Below are 22438 nucleotides of genomic sequence, written 5' to 3'. Positions count from 1 at the left end.
ATCACAAAAAAGCCGCACTGCCATCCTGTGATGAGGGGCGGTGCGGCTTTTATTCGAGGTTGTATTTAGACGAATGTCGTCGTTATAGCTGGTGATCTTGCATGTGTTTTAAGAATACATCGGCAGGCATAAAACCGGTTACACGAGCATTTGGAACATGGTTACCCTTGTCGTCCCAGAACTCAATGGTTGGTAAGCCGAGTACCTGCAATTGTTTAAGCAGTTCAATATCTTGAGGCATGTTTCTCGTTACGTCTGCCTGAAGCAGGACGAAATCAGAAAGTTTGTTCTCGATATCAGCTTGATGGAAGGTGTACTTTTCAAACTCTTTACATGCGACACACCAATCGGCGTAGAAATCGAGCATCACTGGCTTACCGAGTTTCTTCGCTTCGACGAGCTGGATTTCTAACTCTTCAACCGTGTTGACGCGCGCAAATTGGATTTGCTGTTCAACCACAACGCTCTTTTCTGCAAACCAGCCATTTAAGGCAGGTTGCGCTGAAGCGAATAGGCCGAGCATTGCGATGATACCCACTGCGCTTTGCTTCCAACCGCCGAATGGCAGTGCATTCTTGCTATGGTAAAGCCAACCAAAGGCGATGAAACCAAGCCCAGACCAAAGCATGGTTGCCCATAATTCAGGGATAATACGCTCTAGTAGGAAGATAGGTGCTGCCAGCAAGATAAAGCCAAATACGATCTTAACCTTGTCCATCCAGCTACCTGATTTCGGCAGCAGCTTATTACCAAATACCGCAACCAAGATCAGCGGGATACCCATACCCATCGCTAACGCATACAGAGCAATTGCCCCCGTTAATAGGTCGCCACTTTGAGCCACATACAGCAGCGCACCCGACAATGGAGCGGTGGTACAAGGTGAACACACTAGGCCAGAGATAGCACCCATCGCGAATACGCCTAAGGTATTGCCACCTTGTTGCTTGTTGCTTTGGTTGTTAAGCCAGGTTTGGATACTGCTTGGAAGTTGCAGGTTATAAACGCCAAACATCGACATGGCTAACGCCACGAATAGAACGCTCAACGCAATCAATACGTAAGGATGTTGCATCGCAGCTTGGAACTGCATGCCCGCAGAGGCAACCACTAAACCCAATAAGGTGTAGGTTAACGCCATGCCTTGCACGTAGATGAAGGACAACATCAGCGCACGACCTTGGCAGAGCTTGCCGCCACCTAATACGATACCCGTTAGAATTGGGTACATAGGCAGAACACAAGGTGTAAAAGCTAAGCCAACACCGAGTGCTAAGAATAATAATGGCGTCCACCAACTGTCACCGAGCTTATCGGCTAGGTTCGCTTCTTTTGAAACGGGCGCACTTGTCTGCGGAGTGGTGTTGCTTGCAACGTCAGCTTTTTGAGAAGCTTGCTGTGTTGAAACATCTGTCTCATTTTTTGCAGCCGATGAGCCTTGCGACGTTGCATTAGCTTGAGAGTCGCTGGAACCTGTAAATGGTTCAATGTCGATCACGCGAGTTTCAGGTGGATAGCAGAAACCAGCGTCCGCACAGCCTTGATACTTAACGATCAGTTGTGAGCCCTCTTGGTAACTCTGTAGCGGAACTTGCACGAATAGCGGCTGGGTATAAATGCTCACCTCACCAAAGAATTCATCTTGGTGTGGTTGGCCGTCTTCCATCTTAACATTACCGATCGTGAGATTTTGGCCACTGAAAGATAGGCTATGTTGATAGAGGTAGTAGCCCTCTTTTACTTGCCAGTCGAGAAGGACTTCTCCATCTTGCTGGTAGTAATTGAAGGGGAAAGCTTGGTCTACAGGGACAAAACCATTGTTATTGCCTCCGAAGCTTGGCTCGGCGTTGTCATTCCCAAAAAGCGCCCACGCAGGTTGAGTGAATAGGGAAATACAAACAAAAAGTAATGTGGCAAGTCGTCGCATACTATTTAGTCATCTAAATGGAGTTAAAGGTATCTTAACTCAATCAGACCGTAATAGTTTGTGATTAGTTTCATTAGCAAACAAATATCCCTTAGGGCGGGTGAGCCACCTTCGTAGGCAGTCGAGAGAGAGTTAGCAGCGCAACTGCAGTGAACAGACCTTGCCAATAAGACATTTAGGCAACGCCCAAGCGTGCTTTTACCACTTGTTCGCAAGCATTAATGTTGGTCGTGTCTTTCGGGATAATTAACACGGTGTCGTTGCCGCCAACGGTGCCGATAATCTCGGTATGTGGGTCGATATCAACCAATCGCGCGACTAACTGTGCACAACCAGGGTGGGTTTTTACTATCACCATCGCTTGGTTATGAGTAATTAATTCGATTTGTGATGATATTGAGGCATCGACACGAACCGGTGCACTTTCAACAGTGATGCAGTACACCTTTTTGCCACAGGCGTTCTGGATTTTTACTACGCCAAGCTGCGACAAAATGCGAGATACGGTTGATTGGCTAATGCCGGTATAACCGATCTCAACCAGTTTCTCGCGCAGTTGATTTTGGGTCGAGAAGCTTTGTTGTAGTAAGCGTTTGCACGCCGCAGTCAGTGTTTTATCTTCAGCTGAATACAAGCAACCGTGCTCAGTGATTTGGTTCATGAACAACTCCTTAAGGTCAACGTGTGGATATCGCTTGTCCATAGCGCCGAACGCACTCCCAAAGCCGTAGAGTACGATTATTAATAGGGCTTACCGATGAATCCCGAAGTAAAGAAGGGAGGGTATGCGAGATGTATGATCATCTATGCATTGAGTCTACCACTAAAGGATAGTTATCTTTTTGAAGGCGATCACCAAATAATATTCTGGTTAATTGACTTTATTTTGGGTTTTTATTCTTTGGTTAATGGATATTTATTCCGGCTTGGGAATAAATATCCATGCTATCTAGGTGGTTTTTTCTGCGAAGGTAATACCGCTAAGGGTTAGCGAATTTCATTCATGATATCGCGAGAGAATACTTTTTCACAATAGTGACATTTTAGCTGTACGTTTTCGTGTTTTAGCTGCACTTTAAAGTGACTTTCGACAGGTTCACCGTGTGAAATACAGTTGCTATTTGGGCAAGAGAACACACTGTGGATTTGTTCTGGTAGCACAAGGGTTAGCTTGTTAACCACTTTATATTTTTCAATCTGATTCACCGTTGCCTGGGGAGCATAAAGAGCCAATTGGTTGGCTTGTTCCTTGGTCAGGAAGACGTTCTCAATCTTGATTAGGTCTTTATGGCCAAGTGCCGATGATGGCAGGTTTAACCCTATAGTGATGCGCTGTTCTGTCTTGTGTAGCTTAAATAGTTTAAGGATTTTGATACCAAGGTGAGCAGGGATGTGGTCAATGACGCTGCCGTTACGGATCGCTTCTACTTGTAGCTGAGTTTGTTTAACCATGACTGTTTCTCCTGCTTATAAAGTGTCGTTAAGAACAAGGGCCAATAGGGCTTCGCGAGCGTATACACCGTTTTCAGCTTGTTCGAAGTAGTAAGCGTGTGGCGTTTTATCAACGTCGGTGGTGATCTCGTCGACGCGTGGCAGTGGGTGAAGTACCTTCATGTTTTGGCGTGCGTCTTTCAATGTATCGGCGGTTAGGATGTAAGCCGACTTCATGTGTGCGTATTCCGACGCATCAAAACGCTCTTTCTGTACGCGAGTCATGTACAGAACATCCAGTTCCGGCACCACTTCTTCAATGCTGGTGTGTGTGCTGTACTGGATGCCCATCTCTTCTAATTCTTCACAGATGTAATCTGGCATCTCTAACACTTCTGGCGCGATAAATAAGAAACGCACGTTATTGAATTTTGATAGTGCTTGAGTCAATGAGTGCACAGTGCGGCCATATTTTAGGTCGCCGACGAACGCCACATTGAGGTTATCAAGCGTGCCTTGCGTTTCGTAAATCGAGAACAGATCCAACAAGGTTTGAGTCGGGTGTTGGTTGGCACCGTCGCCGCCGTTTACCACTGGAACACCTTTAGAAAATTCAGAGGCTAAACGCGCTGCCCCTTCTTGTGGATGGCGCATTACAAAAGCATCGACGTAAGAAGAAATGACCTGCACCGAATCGGCAAGTGTTTCGCCTTTCTTGGCCAGCGATGTGTTTCCGCCATTATCAAAACCGATGACAGTGCCGCCAAGGCGTTGAACGGCGGTTTCAAATGAAAGGCGAGTCCGAGTTGAAGGTTCAAAGAAGCAGCTCGCGACAACCTTATTTTTCAGCAGCTCTGGATTTGGCTCTGCTTTAAGTCTTGCGGCAGTATCGACGATAAGCTCCAGTTCGTCACGAGAGAGCTCTGGAATGGAGATGATGTGCTTGTTAAATAACGAATGCGCCATAACGGGTCTTCCTTTTTTATGCATACAGTCAAATTGCGGACAAAAAAAAGCCCCCTAAAAATAGGAGGCTTCGAAACGATCAATAGAGCAAAATAAAAATGACACCACCGCCACTCTTTGGCGTGTAGTTTGACAATCATGTTCGACAAAATTGCAGTTCATTTTTTGCTCTCTTAAGACAAATTGCGGAGGATTATACTCAGATAAAAACGCCATGCAATACTTTCTGTAAAGTATTCATTTAATGGATTTTTATGCGAAATAACATCCGTTTTTAACTTCCATTTAAGCCTTTGTTGAAACTGAAAAACTTATGTTTTTTGGGGCGAAAACCTCTTCAATCGAATGAAAAAAAATGCGGGCTTTATCCAAAGGTTAAACCCCAAGTATGCCACCCGCATTTCCCTGCTACTGCACTTAACTTGTTAATGCCTTGCAAACAAGTGAGTGCTTAACTATTTAGATTATTGGTTATCTAGATTCTTAGTTGCTCAGCTTATTAACTGCCTAATGTCGCAACCATTACAGCTTTGATGGTGTGCATGCGGTTTTCTGCTTCATCGAACACGATAGAGTATTCAGATTCAACCACTTCATCTGTTACTTCAACGCCGTCTTTAAGCTGCGGATATTCAGCAGCAAGCTGTTTGCCGACTGTGGTGTCTTCACCGTGGAACGCCGGTAGGCAGTGCATGAATTTCACATGTGGGTTGCCCGTCGCTTTGATCATGTCCATGTTGACTTGGTAAGGCATCATTAGGTTGATGCGCTCAGCCCATGCTTCTTTCGCTTCGCCCATTGATACCCAAACATCGGTGTATAGGAAGTCACAACCTTGCACGCCTTCTTGAACATCTTCTGTTAGCGTGATTTTGCCGCCTGTGTGTTCTGCAATTTCACGACATTGAGCCAATAGCTCTTCTTGTGGCCAGAACTGTTTTGGAGCGACAAGGCGAATGTCCATGCCCATTTTCGCAGCGCCAACCATCAGAGAGTTACCCATGTTGTTGCGCGCATCACCTAGGTAAGCAAAGCTGATCTCATGTAGTTGTTTACCACGGCCGTATTCCGTCATAGTTAGGAAGTCAGCAAGAATTTGTGTTGGGTGGAATTCGTCAGTCAGACCATTCCATACTGGTACGCCAGCGTAAGCGCCTAGCTCTTCAACGATTTCTTGACCGAAGCCGCGGTATTCGATGCCATCGTACATACGTCCAAGAACGCGAGCTGTATCTTTCATTGATTCTTTGTGGCCAATTTGAGAGCCAGATGGGCCTAAGTAAGAAACGCGAGCACCTTGGTCGAATGCCGCTACTTCGAATGCGCAGCGAGTACGAGTGGAGGTTTTCTCAAAGATAAGCGCAATGTTTTTGCCAGTCAGTGTTGGCTGTTCGTAACCGTTGTACTTCGCTTTTTTTAGCTCCATAGAAAGATCTAACAAGTGTTGAATTTCGCGTGGAGTGAAATCTAGTAGTTTTAGGAAGTTACGATTGCGTAGGTTAAAAGCCATGATGTATTCCTTTTTAGATTTAGGCGCTTCCTTGTTACAGGGAAAGAAAATTCAAGAAAGCGCGATTCAATATTTAGTTAAATTTGTTCGGTTCTGTTTGTTCGTTTAATTCTGTTTTCGCAAGCTTTAAAAGCTCTCAGGTTTAAGGTTCTCAAGCTTTAAGTTTTTCAAGATGATAAAGCTCGCTAGTGCGTTAACCTTTGGTGATATTGGTGCCCGCTTGGCCTTGCAGGATTTGCAAACCATCTTCGAGTGCGCCGATACCCACTACTTTGCCGCCTTGCTTAATGAATTCGCACGATGCTTCAATTTTTGGCCCCATTGAGCCTGCATCAAATGTGAACTTCGCCAATTCGCTTGGTGTGGTGCTGCGCAGTGCGTGTTGAGTTGGTTTGCCCCAATCAAGGTACACAGCCTCAGCATCGGTCAGAATAAGCAGTGCATCTGCATCCAATTGTTTTGCTAGGAAAGCCGCTGACATGTCTTTGTCGATAACCGCTTCAACACCGACTAATTTGCCATTTTCTTTTTTCACTGGGATGCCACCACCGCCAGTACAAATCACAAGGTGACCCGCACCGATAAGCTGGGTGATCGCTTCGTGTTCAACAATGCCGGTAGGGCTTGGGCTTGGTATTACGCGGCGGAAATGTTGGCCGTCGGGTTTTACGATCCAGTGGAATTTTTCTGCCAATTCACGCGCTTCTGCTTCTTCGTAGATAGGGCCAATCGGCTTAGTAGGATCCGCAAAGGCAGGATCGTTTGGATCAATCGTCATTTGTGTCAACATGCACGAGATATTGCGATCAGGCAGATAGTTCTTGAATTCTTGCATCAGCATGTAGCCGATCATGCCTTGAGTTTCACTACCCAATACATCCAGCGGATACGGATTTACTTTTTTGTATTCCAAACCTTGCAGAGCAAGTAGGCCAACTTGTGGACCATTACCGTGCACTAACACCACGTTGTATACTTTTGCGATTTCAGAGATGGTTTTAACCGCAGTTTCAATATTACGGCGTTGAACATCGGCTTCTAACGGCTCACCGCGACGAAGTAGGGCATTACCGCCGAGTGCAACAACAACAGTTTGCTTAGTCATAATTGTGTTCTCTCATTTTGGCCAAGCTGAGATTATTTAAGATTGTTCAACTTGGCCGTTTCGTCTTAGTGATTAGATACCATCACGCTCAATTGGGCAGCTCATGCAGCGTGCACCACCGCGACCGCGGCCAAGTTCATCGCCTGGAATCGGAAGAACCGTGATACCTGCTTGGTCGTATTTTTCGTTGGTGTAGGTGTTGCCTTCGTAGCCAACCACAACACCTGGTTTAACAGTCAGCACGTTGTTCGCATCGTTCCACTGTTCACGTTCTGCATGGAAGTTGTCACCACCCGTTGTGATTAGGTTTAGCTTGTCTACGCCAAGTGCTTTCTCGATAGCCGTTACGAAGTAGCCTTCTTCTTTCACTTTCACAGCGCCTGATTCATCGCCAGTTAGGTTCCAGCACTGCACATCTTTACTCACCACTTCAGGGTAAACAGAGAAGGTATCTTCGCTCATGTGCGTCATAACGGTGTCTAAGTGCATGCAAGAGCGGTGTTTTGGTAGCTGCATTGCGATAACTTGCTTCGCTTGACCGTGTTTGAATAGGCTAGATGCTAAGTGCTCAACACCTTGTGCTGTTGTACGCTCAGACATACCGATAAGCACCGCGCCACGACCGAGTACAAGTACGTCACCACCTTCAATCGTTGAGTTGTCGTAGTTGATCTTTTCTTCATCGCCGAAGTACTTAATGAAGTCTTGGCCTGCGAATGTTGGGTGCCAGCGGTAAATAGCGCGAACGTGGTTGGTTTCACGTTGACGAGCAGGTTTTGCCATTGGATTGATAGAGACACCGCCGTATACCCAGCAAGATGTATCGCGAGTAAATAGATGATTTGGTAGAGGCTCGATAATGAAGTCGGTTGGTGCGTGCATGCCTTGCACCATTGAAGATGATTTCATTGGCATCTCAGCGTAAGACAAACCGCCTGTTAGAATTTTTGCTAGCTCTAGGTTTGGTAAGTCGCCCAAGTAGCAGCGCACATCATTGGCGAATGTTTTACCCAAACGGTAATCAGATACTTGGCAGCTTAGTAGCCAATCTTTAGCTTCTGGCACAGCTAATGTGTCGGCTAGCAAGTCAGTAAGAAGAAGAACTTCAACACCTTGATCACGTAGCGTTTGAGTAAACGCGTCATGCTCTTTACCTGCACGCTCAACAGCCAGTACGTCATCAAACAGCAAATCGTGACAGTTAGAGGGTGTTAGGTGAGTCAGTGCGCGTCTTGGGCGGTGAACTAGAACACGGCGTAATTGACCTATTTCAGAACCTACATAGAACTTACTCATGATCGTCTCTCTCTTATATATTTGAATTACTTTTATTGCTAAGAGTAATTATTTGTTTTCAGTTGAGAAGAATTAATTATTTTATTCATATCTCTTGTCTGGAATTAATATTACGCCTGCTAGTCAGGTATTCTTAGAGATCTATCACAAATCGTTTTTTATCCCGAAGCCCTTTAAAATCAAGAGTTTTAACAAATTTTATGCACTTTCAACTATTGTCAGCCCTTTCTAAATAGTTAACTCCTTGGGAATATTATGCATGCTTTTTTCATTCGCCTAGCTAGAATCCAATTTGTGAGGGATTATATGCAAAATGGTTTTATTGATAAGAATGAGCTTAGATTGGAAGTATGCAATGTTAGTATTTATATATTTAATTTTGCACATGGAATTAATTATTCCTTAACAAATTAAATGCGAATAAAACTATTGTGGTCACACTTTATAATTGGGTGTTTTAAGCCGGTTTCCTATAAAAATCACTACTATTTTTCCTTTGGTGATTATGGAGTGAATTACTTTGAATATAATTAACGCTAATAAATAACTAAATATTTGTATAAATATAATAACGAAGAATAGTTGGCTTTTTATTAGCTTTAACCTTGATGATTAAACGTTGGCTTATTCTTTATCGCAAGTGGTTTTTGCTCGTTTAAGCTTTGCTACTGAGTAGGTAATAGAGAGGCTTAGATGAGGTGTGCGCACCTCGTGAGGCTGTTTCGGAGACCGGAGTTGGAGTTAGATTCAATAGCGATAAAAAAAGCCGCTAAGGAAAGCGGCTTTGAACGAGAAGATGAAGCTTGTTATCTGAAGCTTGTTGGTTAGGGCTGTCTAGATAAGCGCACCAATACTTAGCACAATGATGCAGAACACCATCAAGATACCGATTAATGGCATCACCCATTTAACCCAGCGTACGTAAGGGACACGAGCAATCGCCAAGCCACCCATTACCACCGCAGAGGTTGGAGTGATTAAGTTAACCAAGCCTGATGCCGATTGGTAAGCGGTGATAACAAGGTCACGACCTACGCCTGCAAAGTCAGCCAACGGTGCCATGATCGGCATAGTCAGTACCGCTAAACCGGAGGTCGACGGCACTAAGAATGACAATAGAATCTCTAAGAAGAACATCACGTTAATAAAGACAACCGAAGATAACCCGGTAACCATTTGTTCTGCAGAGAAAAGAATGGTGTCGGTGATCATACCGCGGTCCATTACGACAACGATACCACGTGCGATACCTATGATAAGCGCAACGCCCAGTAGGTCCCGAGCACCATCAATGAAGCTAGTGGTAAACTCTTCCTCGCTCATACGAGACACAATACCAACAATGATTGTAGCTGCTAAGAACATCGCAGAGATCTCAGCCATCCACCACCCAGCAACGGATACGCCGTAAATCATCACAGCGAAAGAGCCACCGAAAATGGTCAGAATCAGTTTACGAGTCGCGGTGAATTCAAGTTTTTCACCATTTGCGTTACCAAGGAAATGCGCTTTGTTCTCTTCGTATTTGTCGTAGACAATTGATTTTGATGGATCTGTTTGAACCATTCTTGCGTATCGCATGACGTATGCGACACAGATGATCCAACCAATGACGAGCATGGCAATACGCAACACGATACCGTCAGTAAATGGAATACCAGATGCGTTGGCAGCAATAACGGTCGCGAATGGGTTAATCGTTGAACCTAGTACCCCAATGCCTGCGCCAAGCAATACCGTCGCAGCTGCAACTAGAGGGTCAAAGCGAGCGGCCATCATTACAGGCACTAGCAGCGTATAGAATGGGAGTGACTCTTCTGCCATGCCGTAGACAGTGCCGCCTGCAGCAAACAGTGCCATCAGTATTGGTATCATCAGCTCTTCTCGCCCTTCGAGGCGGGCGGTGACGCGTTCGATACCAGCATCAATCGCGCCAGTCTTGGTTACTAGCCCTAAGAAGCCACCAATGATTAAAATGAACAGCGAAACGTCGATGGCCGCAGCTTCATAGCTATTGTGGTCGTAGAAGCCGTCAATAGGCGCGAGCAGTACGTCAATTATACCTTGAGGGGGCCTTGTTGCTTAAATCGATGGAACTAAATCAGGAAGCTACGATCTGATCGGATACACCCATCAATCGTCGTAGTCTCATGCCTAAACCTCGTTACAAAACAACTAACTGGAAGCAGTATAATAAAGCCTTAATCAACCGTGGCTCTCTGACCTTTTGGATTGATGAGGAGACGTTAGCCGAGTGGAAGCAAAACAAACAAGGCAAGCGTGGTAGACCTCGCCGATTCAGCGACTTAGCCATTACTACCGCTCTGATGGTGAAACGCGTTTTCTCTATGCCATTGAGAGCGCTGCAAGGTTTTCTAGACTCCGTCTTTAAGCTGGCTAACATCCCTCTGGTTTGCCCACACTACACCTGTATAAGTCGTCGATCTAAGGATGTTGAGGTTTCATTTAAAACTAAAACCAGAGGTGCGATACAACACCTAGCCATTGATGCCACTGGTCTCAAGGTTTATGGCGAAGGTGAATGGAAGGTCAAGAAGCATGGAACTGATGGGAAGCGAAGAGTCTGGCGTAAGCTGCACATCGCAGTAGATACAAGCACCCACGAAATAGTCGCAGCAGAGCTGAGCTTATCTAACGTAACCGATGCCGAAGTGCTCCCCAACTTACTCAATCAGACACGTCGGAAAATCATTGAGATATCAGGTGATGGCGCTTATGACACAAGGAATTGCCATGATGCCATACGGATCAAGCGAGCTGTTCCGCTCATCCCACCAAGAGAAGGGGCTGCCTTCTGGGAGCGTGGTCACCCCCGAAATCTCGCCGTGGGTTGCCAGAAGTTATATGGCTCAAATAAGTATTGGAAAGAGCGGTATGGCTATCATAAGCGCTCTCTATCAGAGACCGCGATGTACCGAGTAAAACAGCTGCTAGGTGGGAAATTAAGCCTGAGGAACTACAACGCTCAAGTTGGCGAGACTTACGCTATGATTAAAGCCCTGAATAAGCTTACAGGGCTTGGTATGCCTGAAACACAGTATATCGATTAAGAATTAAGCACAATGGGGCAGGCATGCCTTCTCTCTGAATTAAGCAACAAAGCCCCTTGAGGGTTACCTTCTACCGCTTGATAGGTTCCGGTTACAGGGACCTCTCGACCGAGTTCTTCATTCATGGCTCGGCCGTATTGGCCTGCCGGAACAACCCAGGTAAGGAGCGCTACGAACGCAATAAGAATAAATAAAATGGTGTAGGCTGAAGGGAATTTAAAATTGGCAAAGAAGCCGCCCTTTTTTTTCTCGCTTGGCATTGTCTGAGTCGTCATAGCTATCTCCTTACATCATCTTAAATAAAAGTGATGTGAATTAGCGACTAATGATTTATAGATTGTAAATATACTGATTATTATAAAGTATCCAGCGATATAAAATTGCTGACTTTAAATTAAGTTCGTTTTTATATTTACTGATCCAAATGAAGTTAGATTTAATTTAGCTTCGGTTATTTTATTCCTTGCCTAGATATTTAAGTTTGGTTTTGTTCACAAAAATAGTGTCCAATAAGAGGGCTTGAAAATGGCATAAAAACAGCAAAGTTTTTTGGTTGGTTAGCTTGGATTAATATTCGGTATGGAAGAGGGAAAAGCAAAAGGAGATTGATTGGGTAGGCATTCCTAATTAATCGCGTGAATAATCCTGGAATTTTATTCAAACTTTATTTTTGAGCGGTTTTTAAAGTTTATAATGGTTATTTGACGTGTATCAAATAACACATTGAGTAGAAAACAAAAAAGGAAGCCGAAGCTTCCTTTTAAAGTTTTGAACATCAGCGAATGTTAGATGAACAGACCGCCGAATGCGAAGCCTAGTGCAACCGAAGTACTGATTGTTACCACACCTGGAATGAAGAATGGATGGTTGAATACATAGTTACCGATACGCGTTGAGCCTGTGTCATCCATCTCAACCGCTGCCAGTAGCGTAGGGTAAGTTGGAAGTACGAACAGTGCACTTACCGCAGCAAAAGAAGCCACGGCTGTAAGTGGTGCTACGCCAATCGCTAGAGCTGCAGGCATCAGTGCAACCGTTGTTGCGCCTTGAGAGTAAAGCAGCATAGAAGCGAAGAACAGAACAAGAGCCAGCATCCAAGGATAGTCAGCCAGTAGAGCGCCTGCTACGTCTTTGATTTCAGCAACGTGTGCGTTTACGAACGTTGAACCTAACCAAGCCACACCCAGTACGCATACACATGCTGTCATACCAGAGCGGAATGTTGGCGCTGAAGAAATCTTCGCTGCATCAATCTTAGTGAACATAACAATTGCAGCAGCCGCTGCCAGCATCACAGACATGATTGCTTCGTTACGGCCCAGAGCTGGGTTTTCAATTAGGCCAACAGAGCTAGAGATAGCCGCTGCGTAACAAACCACGAAACCAATCGCCGCTAGGAAGATGTACGTTGCTCTCTTCGCTGTTGGTAGAATTTCGCGCTTCTCTTCTATTGCCAGTTTGATTAGACCTTTTTCTAGACGCTCTTGGTAAACAGGATCGTCTTTTAGTTCGCTGCCCATGTAGTTCGCGACAACCGCACCAACCATACAAGCGATAAAGGTTGTTGGGATACAAACCATCAATAGCGTTAGGTAATCAACACCAAATGGTGCCAGCATTGCTGCGAATGCTACAACCGCTGCCGAAATTGGAGAAGCTGTGATAGCAATTTGAGAAGCTACTACTGCGATAGACAGTGGACGAGAAGGACGCACGCCTTGGCCTTTCGCTACTTCTGCGATTACAGGAAGCGTTGAGAATGCTGTGTGGCCAGTACCCGCCATTAATGTCATTACAAAGGTCACGATTGGCGCGTAAAAGGTGATGCGTTCAGGGTGTTTACGCAAAAAGTTTTCTGCAATTTGCACCAACCAGTCCATACCGCCAGCAACCTGCATTGCTGCAATTGCGGTGATAACCGACATGATGATCAAGATTACATCGATCGGGATGAAAGATTGGCTTGTTGGAACACCAAGAATAAGTGAAAGGGCAATAACACCAGCACCACCGGCAAAACCAATACCGATACCGCCAATTCTGGCCCCCAGAAAGATAAAGAGCAGGACGATAAATAGTTCTACTGCAATCATAAGTAACACCTCATTTAGATTTTATTATGTGACTACTCATTGAGAGAATGTTCAGATAATAGTTCTATGGTTTAGATTCGATTAAGCAAAAGTGCAACCAACGGAAGTCCATAAAATAAGCAGGGTTAACCGTATTGGAGCCTAAAAAAGGGCTCCGCTTGGAGCCCTTTCTCGCTAACTTTATTCGAAGCGCTTCGCTTTGTACTGAGGATGCATCAGGTTTTCAACAGAGAAAATGTCATCAAGTTCTTCTTCGCTCAATAAACCACGCTCTAGAACTACATCACGAACACTCTTACCTGTTTCTGCACAAATCTTACCAACGATGTCACCTTCGTGATGGCCAATGTATGGGTTTAGGTAAGTTACGATACCGATAGAGTTGAATACGTGAGATTCACATACTTCTTTGTTCACAGTAATGCCGTCTACACACTTGTCGCGTAGGTTCACACATGCGTTTGTTAGGATGTCTAAAGACTCAAACATGCTTTGTGCGATAACCGGTTCCATTACGTTCAGTTGAAGCTGACCGCCTTCTGCTGCGAAAGAAACCGTGTTGTCGTTACCTAGAACTTTAAAGCAAACTTGGTTTACTACTTCAGGTACAACTGGGTTTACTTTAGCAGGCATGATTGAAGAACCCGCTTGCAGTTCTGGTAGGTTTAGCTCGTTGAAGCCAGTGCGTGGGCCTGAAGAAAGAAGACGTAAGTCGTTACAGATCTTAGACAGTTTAACTGCTAGACGTTTAAGTGCACCGTGCGTCATTACGTATGCGCCACAGTCAGACGTTGCTTCGATAAGATCTTCAGCCGCTACACACTCTAGGCCAGTTACTTCCGCTAGGTGTTTCACTGCTAGGCCTTGGTAACCCGGTGCTGCGTTCAGACCGGTACCGATAGCCGTTGCGCCTAGGTTTACTTCAAGCAGTAGTTTTGAAGTGTATTCTAGGTTTTTGATTTCTTCATTGATGGTTACAGCCCAAGCGTGGAACTCTTGGCCAACCGTCATAGGTACTGCATCTTGAAGTTGAGTACGACCCATCTTCAGGATTGTATTGAATTCTTGGCTTTTAAGCTCGAATGCACCTTTTAGGTATTCGATAGCATCAATCAGTTTACGAACGCTGTTGTACACAGAGATACGGAAACCCGTTGGGTAAGCACAGTTAGTTGATTGGCTGCGGTTTACATGGTCATTTGGGTTGATGAATTCATATTGGCCTTTTTCTTTGCCCATAAGTTCAAGCGCCACGTTTGCCACTACTTCGTTAGCATTCATGTTTACAGAAGTACCAGCACCACCTTGGAATACATCCGATGGGAACTGATCCATGCACTTGCCAGTGTCTAGAATGAGGTCACAAGCTTGAATGATGTACTTAGCCACTTCGCTTGGGATTACACCTAACTCTTTGTTTGCTAAAGCCGCTGCTTTTTTTGTCATCACCATACCTCGAACGAATTCAGGTACATCTGAGATCGTTACATTTGAGATGTTGAAGTTTTCAACTGCGCGTAGAGTGTGGATGCCGTAGTAAGCATCAGCCGGAACATGACGTTGACCTAAAAGATCTTCTTCGAGACGAGTAGCTTGAGGAGCATCAATTTGAGCTTCTGATAGATTAGCCATAACAGGATCCTTAGAGAATAATTCTGATTATATAGTTAGTTATTAGCCTATTCTGTATGCAAATACTCCGTTCGCTAGAATATTGGGCTGATAAATCCGTCCTGACTTATGTCGCACATGATACTGTACCTAGCACATAAAAATAGTAAGTTGATCACCTTTTTCGCTTTTGTTTCGTTAATATTTTGCAAAGTTATTCTCGGTCAATAAACACGCCTATTTACAGGATAAATTTGAGATTGATAGAGCTTTCAGCGTAAACTGGGAGTAACAAAGGAGGGCGTGTGTTTCCTATCTTATTATTACTATTTATCTTCGTACCTATTATTGAGATTGGTCTATTTATTCAAGTTGGTGGCTTCTTAGGATTGTGGCCAACTATTGCGTTAGTTTTGATTACTGCATTTGTAGGTGCATCGCTTGTTCGTAGCCAAGGTATTCAGACACTTATGTCTGTGCAAGGTCGACTACAACAAGGTGAAATGCCGGCACAACAGATTCTTGAAGGCGTGATGCTTGCGGTTGCAGGGGTATTGCTGCTGACTCCGGGCTTTATGACGGACGCACTCGGTATGTTGGTATTGCTACCAGCACCAAGAGCGATGATTGCTAAGAAAATGATGGAAAAGATGGTGGTTACCAATATGTCTGGCGGTTTCCATGCGGGTGGACAGGCTGGTTTTGGTCAGAGTCCATTTGGACAAGACCCATTTAATCGTGATCCCTCTGACCAATCAAAAGACGGCAACACCTTTGAGGGTGAGTTTGAGAAGAAAGACGACGACAACGATCGTAACCGTTTGAACTAATCCGTTTTCCCTCTTATCTATATAGAGGAAAAAACAGAAAAGGCTCTTACCTTTATCCTTCGCAAGAAAGTGATAATGGTAAGAGCCTTTTTATTGCATGTTACCTGCTATTTACGATTGCTCGCAGGAGCAGGTAACAGGCCATGTGAACAGTTATTTACTGAGATTGATTTACTGAGATTGGCTTATACCGCGCCTTCAAAGCCCATTTGTCGCCACGCTTCGAATGCAATAATAGCAACCGCGTTAGACAGGTTTAGGCTACGTGCGTCTGGCATCATTGGAATACGAATACGTTGTTCCATTGGCATGCTTTCGATGAATTCGGCAGGCAGGCCGCGTGTTTCAGGGCCAAACATCAACACATCACCTTGTTGGAATTTCGCATCAACGTGGTGACCCGTAGTTTTAGTCGTGCAAGCGAAGATACGGAAATCACCCTCGCGTTCATTCTCTAGATACTCAAGGAAGGCTTCTAGGTTCTTGTGACGCTTAACACGTGCTAGGTCGTGGTAATCCAAGCCAGCACGACGAACTTTCTTCTCTTCAAAATCAAAGCCAAGTGGCTCAATCAGGTGTAGATTTGCGCCGCAGTTAGCACATAGGCGGATGATGTCTGCAATTATTGGGCGCAATTTCTGGTTCGTATAGAGCGATGTCAAACATGTTGGTTCACAAGAGTAATCAAAGATAGCCAGAGTATACGGTGGCAAGCTGAGTGAGTACAGTTCACCACCTCTGGTTATGCGAGTGATGGTATTAAGACTCGCTTAGGCTTATGCAGTCGTTAAACTTATTTAGTCAGTGCTTGTGCGTAGTTTTCAGAAACTACATCCCAATTCACCACGTTCCACCATGCATTGATGTAATCTGGGCGACGGTTTTGGTAGCTGATGTAGTAGGCGTGTTCCCAAACGTCGAGCGCAAGAATCGGTTTGCCGTTACTGGCAACCGTATCCATCAACGGATTGTCTTGGTTCGACGTCGAGATGATCTTCAGTTGTCCTTCTTCTACTATCAGCCAAGCAAAGCCGGAACCGAAGGTATTGATCGCCGCTTGCGCGAACAGCTCTTGGAACGCTTTGAAATCTCCGAATGTACTTTTGATAGCCTCACCCAGTTCGCCAGTCGGTTCACCACCGCCATCTTGAGACATGCAATTCCAATACAAAATGTGGTTGTAGTAGCCGCCACCATTGTTGCGCACGGCAGGGCTGTGCTGAGAAATATTAGCGAAGATTTCAGTTAGAGATTGCTGTTCAAGTTCACTGCCAGAGACAGCCGCAACAAACTTATCGTAGTAGGTTCTATGGTGCTTGCTGTAATGCACTTCCATCGTTTTCGCATCAATGTAAGGTTCTAGAGCATCGTAAGCGTAGGGTAGAGCAGGGAAAGTGTGTGACATGATAAATCCTCCTTAACTAGAGGATTTACCATAATGATAATAGCAATCATTATCAACTGTGATCTTTGTGGGGGTATTACACCGGTAGGATAGGTAAGGTGATTTCCAGCTGTAATCCGCCTAACGTGCTACGGCTTGCCGTGATGGTTCCGCTGTGTTGGCGAATTGCACTCTCAGTAATGGTTAACCCAAGTCCAGTACCGCCTGAGTTACGATCTCGCGCCGTTGAAACACGATAGAACGGTCTGAAAATCGAATCCAGTTCGTCATCAGGTACACCATCGCCATTGTCATTGACTCGAATAGTCAGTTGATCGTTTAAAACGCTGAATTGTACATCGACTTGGTCTTTACCATAATAGATGGCATTACGCGTAATATTGTCGAACGCACTCATTAAGAGTTTGGGATTACCAGAAATAGAACGATCTGGGATATCGCAGAACGTCAGCTGTTTGCCCATCTGCTCGGCTTCAAACTGTGCGTCTTTTAATATCTCTTCCCATAGACTTGAGAGTGGTTGAACCTCACGAGTTATGTGGCTGTCGACCTGCATGCGAGAGAGTGTCAGCAGTTCACTGATCATCTGCTCTAATCGCTGTGCTTCCATATCGATACGTTCTAGCTCTTGGCTCTCACCCTGTTTACGAATCGCAAGAGCATTGGCCATACGCAGACGAGTTAGTGGTGAGCGCAGTTCGTGTGAAATATCAGAGAGTAGGCGTTGTTGCCCTGAGATCATCTGGTTTACCGCTTCGACCATTTGGTTAAAGCTTTCACCCGCTTGTCTGAATTCTGATGTGCCTTTCTCGAGCTGAGGATCGACCTCAAACTGACCTTTCGCCACACGTTGCGCGGCGCGTTCAAGTCTGCGAGCCGGTTGGCTCAATGCCCAAGCTAACCAAAGTAATAGCGGAGTACTCGCTAACATGACGGCAAGTAATAGCTGCAAAGGTCTATCAAACAGTCGCAGCAAAAATGGCGGTGGTTGGTTCCACTTCACTCCGGCGTACATCAACAGTTCTTCACCGGCGAGTGTAATCGGTACTGGCCCTGCGACCATGTAGTGTCCGTAAAGCTTTTGTTTTGGTACTTCTGGGTTATCAATCGAGGTAACAAAGTTACGAATTGCCTTAAGTTTGTAGTCCGAATGCCTTTTCGAGGTTAAGACTGCACCTTCAAGATCGGTTAAATAAATGCGAGTACGAGAATCCTTGCGGCTACGTGGAGCCTCTAGTTGGAAGACGATCTTTCCTAGATTCGGCTCTTTGGCGTAGCGTTTTTCGGTGCCTTTGGCGATGCGTTCTAATTTATCGAAGTGATCTGCAGGCACATCGCGTGCGACTCGCGGGTCTAAGTGAGGTAGAGATAATACGGATAAAAGCACCAGTAACATGGTGAACCAAAAGATGGCAAAGATACGTCCATATAAGCTAGTGATTTTAGGTATACGCATTAACCTTCCTCTACCAATAAATAGCCACGGGCACGTAAGGTTTTGATGCGAGACTTACCGTCATTACGTTCTGGAATCTTCTTACGTAGGTTAGAGATATGCATATCAATCGCGCGGTCAAATGCCGCCAGCCTTTTACCTAATACATCTAAGCTCAATGCTTCTTTGGTGATTACTTGCCCCGGATTCTGAATCAGATGGCTAAGCAGTGCGAATTCTGTGGTGGTGAGGTCGATTTGCTGACCATTGCAGTAAGCCTCTTGTTTACCGGGGAACACTTCGATGTCTTGGTATTGAATGCTATCGCTGGCTGCTTTAGGTGCAGCAGCGGTTTGTGTACGACGTAGAATCGCTCGAATACGAGCAAGTAACTCTCGGTCACTGAACGGTTTTGGCAAGTAATCATCTGCGCCAAGTTCAAGACCAATCACACGGTCGATCTCTTCACCTTTGGCGGTCAGCATCAATACTGGCGTTTCCCAATTTTCTCTCAATTTCTTTAGCGTTTCCATACCGTTAAGGCGTGGCATCATCACGTCCAAAAGAACCAGGTCTATCTCATCATTGATGGTATCAAGTCCCGCATAGCCGTCATTGGCTTCGGAAACAGTAAACCCCTCAAAGCTCAGAATGTCTTTAAGTAAGCCGGTTAGTTCGGTGTCGTCATCAATCAGAAGAATGTTCGCCATTGGGAAGCCTTAATTGGGGATTTATAGGTTAATAATACTGCTAATTATTCGTCAACTTTCACTCTTTACGATTCTTTACGCTTTCTAAACGTCGCTTTACGAGGGAAAGACTAATCTATATTCAAGCGCTGAGAAACAGACGCAACACATGACTTATTATACCGAATTGAGGCAACAATTATGAAAATGACTAAGAAACTTGTACTAGCAGCTGCGGCACTTCCACTAATGTTAGGTACAGCAAGCGCGTTCGCATATGGCGGCGGCGATAAAGGCGACCACAAAGGCATGCACGGTAAATGTGGCGGCTTCGATAAGAAAGTGATGCGTCAACTAGACCTGACTGATGCACAAAAAACAGAATTGAAAGAGATGCGCGAAGCGAATCGTGCAGAGATGAAAGAAAAGCACGCTGGCAATAAAGCCGATAAAATAGCGAAAATGAAAGCGCACCAAGAGAAAGTTCAAACATTGGTACTGGCTGACAATTTTGATGAAGCTGCAGCAAACGAACTAGCAAGCCAAATGGTTGAGAAGCAAACTGAGCGTCGCGTAGCAATGCTTAAGAAGCAACACCAAATGATGAGCGTACTAACGGCTGAGCAAAAAACTCAACTGAAAGAAATCCAGCAAGATCGTATGACTAAGTGTACTGACAAAATGGAAAAACGCATGAACAAAGACAAGTAATTCATGGCTTGATAAAGCCAGATTGAATGAAAGTGTTGAGAAAGAAGCGGCCGAGTGCCGCTTTTTTTGATCCCTATAAATGAATGTTTTACATCCTAGCTGTCATATTCAATTGATTGTTTGCAGGTTATACTTTGTGCTATCAGTCACTTTATAGCCAAATTATGAAACAAGAATACGCACGTTTAGTTACGCTCGCCGCTTGGGCTGCCACAGCCATCGCCACTATTTTATTGATAGTGAAAGTCGCAGCGTGGTGGGTGACAGGTTCTGTGAGTCTCTTGGCTTCTGTTGTGGATTCAATGCTGGATATCGCGGCTTCTGTCGTCAATCTTATCGTGGTTCGTTACTCTTTACAGCCCGCCGACAAAGAACATACCTTTGGTCATGGTAAGGCTGAATCCCTTGCTGCCTTAGCGCAGGCGATGTTTATCTCCGGCTCGGCTTGTTTCCTCATTCTTAACGGTATTGAGCGCTTCTTTAGACCCCATGAACTGAACTCCCCAGAAATGGGTATTTACGTCAGCTTATTCGCGATGATGATGACCTTCGGTCTGGTTCGATTCCAAAAGCATGTCGTAAAAAAAACCGGTAGCCAAGCCATTGCGGCTGATTCACTGCACTACCAAACCGATCTCTATATGAATGCCGCGATCATGCTGGCATTGGCGTTGAGCTGGTTTGGTATTGGTCAGGCGGATTCAGTGTTTGCGGTCGGTATTGGTATCTACATTCTGTACAGCGCTTACCAAATGGCGATGGAAGCGGTGCAATCTCTGCTTGATCATAAGCTGCCAGATGAAGAGCTGAAACAGATTAAAGAGACATCATTAAGCATTGAAGGCGTGTTGGGTGTGCATCAATTACGAACGCGTCGTTCGGGGCCGGTTCGCTTTATCCAACTGCATTTAGAATTGGAAGATAATATCCTACTTATTGAAGCGCATCGCATTTCTGACGAAGTAGAGGCCAAGCTTATCTCCGTGTTCCCTGATGCGGATGTATTAATTCATCAAGACCCGTATTCGGTCGTATTTGGACCCGAGAAGCAGCAGAAATTTCATTCTTGGTAATGAGCAGGAAAAGCAGTCTGCAAATGGTAAGTGGGTAGCTTTTGAACTAAAGTTAGTAAAAATTGCGAATTCTTTGGTGATACAAAAACCACCGCATAACAATTAATGTTGATTCTGATGTGAATCAACAAAGTTACTGAGTAAAACTGTAATACTCTTACAGAAGTAGAAATGTTACATAAATTTACGCGATTTAAGTGCTATTCCTATTGAGGAAATGTAACATAAAGCACATATATAGATTTAAAATCTTGTTGATATACAATCGGCAAGCAAAAGAATTGAATAATAGATTCCCAAAAATCGAGGGTGAGCATGATTAAGAAGATCGGTGTTTTGACCAGTGGTGGTGACGCTCCAGGCATGAACGCAGCAGTACGCGGCGTAGTTCGTACCGCACTATCAGTTGGCATTGAAGTTTACGGCATTTACGATGGCTACCAAGGCCTTGTTGAAGACCGTATTGAAAAGCTTGACCGTTCAAGCGTATCTGACGTCATCAACCGCGGCGGTACTTTTTTAGGTTCTGCACGTTTCCCTGAATTCAAAGATGTTAAAGTTCGCGAAAAAGGCATCGAAAACCTTAAGAAGCACGGTATCGAGGCACTTGTTGTTATCGGTGGCGACGGTTCTTACATGGGCGCTAAGAAACTGACAGAAATGGGTTATCCATGTATCGGTCTTCCAGGCACTATCGATAACGATATCGCAGGTACTGACTACACAATCGGTTACCTAACTGCGCTTAACACAGTTATTGATTCAATCGACCGTCTACGTGACACGTCTTCTTCTCACCAACGTATTTCTATTGTTGAAATCATGGGCCGTCACTGTGGTGACCTTACGCTTATGTCAGCAATTGCAGGCGGCTGTGAGTACATCATTACTCCTGAAACTGGTCTAGATAAAGAGCAGCTAATCAGCAATATCCAAGATGGAATTGCGAAGGGTAAGAAGCACGCAATCATCGCTCTAACTGAGCTAATGATGGACGCAAACGAGCTGGCTAAAGAGATCGAATCTTCAACAGGTCGTGAAACTCGTGCAACGGTTCTTGGTCACATCCAACGTGGTGGTCGTCCTACTGCATTTGACCGTGTACTGGCTTCTCGCATGGGTAACTACGCTGTTCACCTTCTTCAAGAAGGCCACGGTGGTCGTTGTGTTGGTATCGAGAAAGAAGAGCTTGTTCACCACGACATCATCGACTGTATCGAGAACATGCAGAACCCAGACCGTTCTGAGTTGTTCCGCGTTGCAGAAGAGCTGTTCTAAGCCACGC

At 45.0% G+C, this 22438-nt stretch carries 17 protein-coding genes and 3 pseudogenes; 5 read left to right on the top strand and 15 right to left on the bottom strand.

Annotation, left to right across the window (positions count from 1 at the left end):
* Positions 1-82: 82 nt before the first annotated feature.
* The 8 genes and pseudogenes from ACMAZD_RS16390 to ACMAZD_RS16355 form a co-directional block, all read right to left on the bottom strand.
* Positions 83-1927, bottom strand: coding sequence for a protein-disulfide reductase DsbD (locus ACMAZD_RS16390; RefSeq protein WP_435247962.1), 1845 nt, complete (start codon positions 1925-1927; stop codon positions 83-85).
* A gap of 175 nt (positions 1928-2102) precedes the next feature.
* Positions 2103-2588, bottom strand: a complete 486-nt coding sequence (locus tag ACMAZD_RS16385) for an arginine repressor (RefSeq protein WP_435247961.1) — start codon at positions 2586-2588, stop codon at positions 2103-2105.
* Positions 2589-2914: 326 nt separating this feature from the next.
* Positions 2915-3379 carry an aspartate carbamoyltransferase regulatory subunit gene (gene pyrI / locus ACMAZD_RS16380; RefSeq protein WP_435247960.1) on the bottom strand — a complete coding sequence of 155 codons (465 nt, stop codon included), beginning with the start codon at positions 3377-3379 and terminating at the stop codon, positions 2915-2917.
* A gap of 15 nt (positions 3380-3394) precedes the next feature.
* A complete protein-coding gene (gene pyrB, locus ACMAZD_RS16375; RefSeq protein WP_435247959.1) occupies positions 3395-4324 on the bottom strand; it encodes an aspartate carbamoyltransferase in 930 nt (309 codons plus the stop codon).
* 499 nt (positions 4325-4823) lie between these two features.
* A complete protein-coding gene (locus ACMAZD_RS16370; RefSeq protein ID WP_004729719.1) occupies positions 4824-5834 on the bottom strand; it encodes an ornithine carbamoyltransferase in 1011 nt (336 codons plus the stop codon).
* 193 nt (positions 5835-6027) lie between these two features.
* Complete coding sequence (gene arcC, locus ACMAZD_RS16365; RefSeq protein ID WP_435247958.1) at positions 6028-6939, bottom strand: carbamate kinase; 912 nt, start codon at positions 6937-6939, stop codon at positions 6028-6030.
* Between the two features lie 72 nt (positions 6940-7011).
* On the bottom strand, positions 7012-8235 hold the full coding sequence (gene arcA, locus ACMAZD_RS16360; protein ID WP_435247957.1) for an arginine deiminase: 1224 nt from the start codon (positions 8233-8235) through the stop codon (positions 7012-7014).
* 834 nt (positions 8236-9069) lie between these two features.
* Positions 9070-10305 (bottom strand): annotated as a pseudogene (locus ACMAZD_RS16355) (YfcC family protein); the annotation flags it as partial.
* A gap of 80 nt (positions 10306-10385) precedes the next feature.
* Here ACMAZD_RS16355 and ACMAZD_RS16350 point away from each other — a divergent pair.
* The gene (locus ACMAZD_RS16350) at positions 10386-11306 is read left to right on the top strand and encodes an IS5 family transposase (protein ID WP_435246996.1); all 921 of its coding nucleotides are present in this window, start codon (positions 10386-10388) and stop codon (positions 11304-11306) included.
* 47 nt (positions 11307-11353) lie between these two features.
* Here the strand turns inward: ACMAZD_RS16350 and ACMAZD_RS16345 are convergent.
* The 3 genes and pseudogenes from ACMAZD_RS16345 to aspA all read right to left on the bottom strand — a co-directional run.
* Positions 11354-11581: pseudogene (locus ACMAZD_RS16345) on the bottom strand (YfcC family protein); the annotation flags it as partial.
* Positions 11582-12091: 510 nt separating this feature from the next.
* Entirely contained in the window at positions 12092-13399 is a 1308-nt protein-coding gene (locus ACMAZD_RS16340) for an anaerobic C4-dicarboxylate transporter (RefSeq protein ID WP_435247956.1), read from the bottom strand.
* A 180-nt stretch (positions 13400-13579) separates the two neighbouring features.
* Positions 13580-15031: an aspartate ammonia-lyase gene (aspA, locus tag ACMAZD_RS16335; protein ID WP_435247955.1), complete on the bottom strand. Its 1452-nt coding sequence runs from the start codon at positions 15029-15031 to the stop codon at positions 13580-13582.
* 284 nt (positions 15032-15315) lie between these two features.
* Between aspA and ACMAZD_RS16330 the strand changes: the two genes are divergently transcribed.
* Positions 15316-15840, top strand: a complete 525-nt coding sequence (locus ACMAZD_RS16330; RefSeq protein WP_012604974.1) for an FxsA family protein — start codon at positions 15316-15318, stop codon at positions 15838-15840.
* A gap of 185 nt (positions 15841-16025) precedes the next feature.
* Here ACMAZD_RS16330 and ACMAZD_RS16325 read toward each other — a convergent pair.
* The 4 genes and pseudogenes from ACMAZD_RS16325 to ACMAZD_RS16310 form a co-directional block, all read right to left on the bottom strand.
* Positions 16026-16506, bottom strand: a pseudogene (locus ACMAZD_RS16325) (tRNA (cytidine(34)-2'-O)-methyltransferase).
* 127 nt (positions 16507-16633) lie between these two features.
* Positions 16634-17245: a superoxide dismutase gene (locus tag ACMAZD_RS16320; protein WP_435247954.1), complete on the bottom strand. Its 612-nt coding sequence runs from the start codon at positions 17243-17245 to the stop codon at positions 16634-16636.
* Positions 17246-17321: 76 nt separating this feature from the next.
* Positions 17322-18701 carry an envelope stress sensor histidine kinase CpxA gene (gene cpxA, locus ACMAZD_RS16315; protein WP_435247953.1) on the bottom strand — a complete coding sequence of 460 codons (1380 nt, stop codon included), beginning with the start codon at positions 18699-18701 and terminating at the stop codon, positions 17322-17324.
* A complete protein-coding gene (locus ACMAZD_RS16310; RefSeq protein ID WP_435247952.1) occupies positions 18701-19390 on the bottom strand; it encodes a response regulator in 690 nt (229 codons plus the stop codon). The genes cpxA and ACMAZD_RS16310 overlap by 1 nt, the downstream gene beginning before the upstream one ends.
* A gap of 180 nt (positions 19391-19570) precedes the next feature.
* Between ACMAZD_RS16310 and ACMAZD_RS16305 the strand changes: the two genes are divergently transcribed.
* The 3 genes from ACMAZD_RS16305 (at position 19571) to pfkA (ending at position 22431) form a co-directional block, all read left to right on the top strand.
* Positions 19571-20080, top strand: coding sequence for a CpxP family protein (locus tag ACMAZD_RS16305; RefSeq protein ID WP_435247951.1), 510 nt, complete (start codon positions 19571-19573; stop codon positions 20078-20080).
* 164 nt (positions 20081-20244) lie between these two features.
* On the top strand, positions 20245-21153 hold the full coding sequence (gene fieF / locus ACMAZD_RS16300) for a CDF family cation-efflux transporter FieF (RefSeq protein WP_435247950.1): 909 nt from the start codon (positions 20245-20247) through the stop codon (positions 21151-21153).
* A gap of 315 nt (positions 21154-21468) precedes the next feature.
* Positions 21469-22431, top strand: a complete 963-nt coding sequence (pfkA, locus tag ACMAZD_RS16295) for a 6-phosphofructokinase (protein ID WP_029223212.1) — start codon at positions 21469-21471, stop codon at positions 22429-22431.
* Positions 22432-22438: the final 7 nt, after the last annotated feature.

This window comes from Vibrio sp. nBUS_14, from assembly GCF_051201655.1.
Lineage (GTDB): Bacteria > Pseudomonadota > Gammaproteobacteria > Enterobacterales > Vibrionaceae > Vibrio.
Note: the sequence above shows the minus strand (reverse complement) of the source record. Positions and strands in the feature narration are given on the sequence as shown.

Excerpts from the sequence above, each read along its gene's own strand:
- pfkA (WP_029223212.1), top strand. The coding sequence starts at position 21,469 with ATGATTAAGAAGATCGGTGTTTTGACCAGTGGTGGTGACGCTCCAGGC.
- ACMAZD_RS16305 (WP_435247951.1), top strand. The coding sequence starts at position 19,571 with ATGAAAATGACTAAGAAACTTGTACTAGCAGCTGCGGCACTTCCACTA.
- arcC (WP_435247958.1), bottom strand. The coding sequence starts at position 6,939 with ATGACTAAGCAAACTGTTGTTGTTGCACTCGGCGGTAATGCCCTACTT.
- ACMAZD_RS16310 (WP_435247952.1), bottom strand. The coding sequence starts at position 19,390 with ATGGCGAACATTCTTCTGATTGATGACGACACCGAACTAACCGGCTTA.
- ACMAZD_RS16350 (WP_435246996.1), top strand. The coding sequence starts at position 10,386 with ATGCCTAAACCTCGTTACAAAACAACTAACTGGAAGCAGTATAATAAA.
- pyrB (WP_435247959.1), bottom strand. The coding sequence starts at position 4,324 with ATGGCGCATTCGTTATTTAACAAGCACATCATCTCCATTCCAGAGCTC.
- ACMAZD_RS16320 (WP_435247954.1), bottom strand. The coding sequence starts at position 17,245 with ATGTCACACACTTTCCCTGCTCTACCCTACGCTTACGATGCTCTAGAA.
- aspA (WP_435247955.1), bottom strand. The coding sequence starts at position 15,031 with ATGGCTAATCTATCAGAAGCTCAAATTGATGCTCCTCAAGCTACTCGT.
- pyrI (WP_435247960.1), bottom strand. The coding sequence starts at position 3,379 with ATGGTTAAACAAACTCAGCTACAAGTAGAAGCGATCCGTAACGGCAGC.
- ACMAZD_RS16385 (WP_435247961.1), bottom strand. The coding sequence starts at position 2,588 with ATGAACCAAATCACTGAGCACGGTTGCTTGTATTCAGCTGAAGATAAA.
- arcA (WP_435247957.1), bottom strand. The coding sequence starts at position 8,235 with ATGAGTAAGTTCTATGTAGGTTCTGAAATAGGTCAATTACGCCGTGTT.
- ACMAZD_RS16390 (WP_435247962.1), bottom strand. The coding sequence starts at position 1,927 with ATGCGACGACTTGCCACATTACTTTTTGTTTGTATTTCCCTATTCACT.
- cpxA (WP_435247953.1), bottom strand. The coding sequence starts at position 18,701 with ATGCGTATACCTAAAATCACTAGCTTATATGGACGTATCTTTGCCATC.
- ACMAZD_RS16370 (WP_004729719.1), bottom strand. The coding sequence starts at position 5,834 with ATGGCTTTTAACCTACGCAATCGTAACTTCCTAAAACTACTAGATTTC.
- fieF (WP_435247950.1), top strand. The coding sequence starts at position 20,245 with ATGAAACAAGAATACGCACGTTTAGTTACGCTCGCCGCTTGGGCTGCC.
- ACMAZD_RS16340 (WP_435247956.1), bottom strand. The coding sequence starts at position 13,399 with ATGATTGCAGTAGAACTATTTATCGTCCTGCTCTTTATCTTTCTGGGG.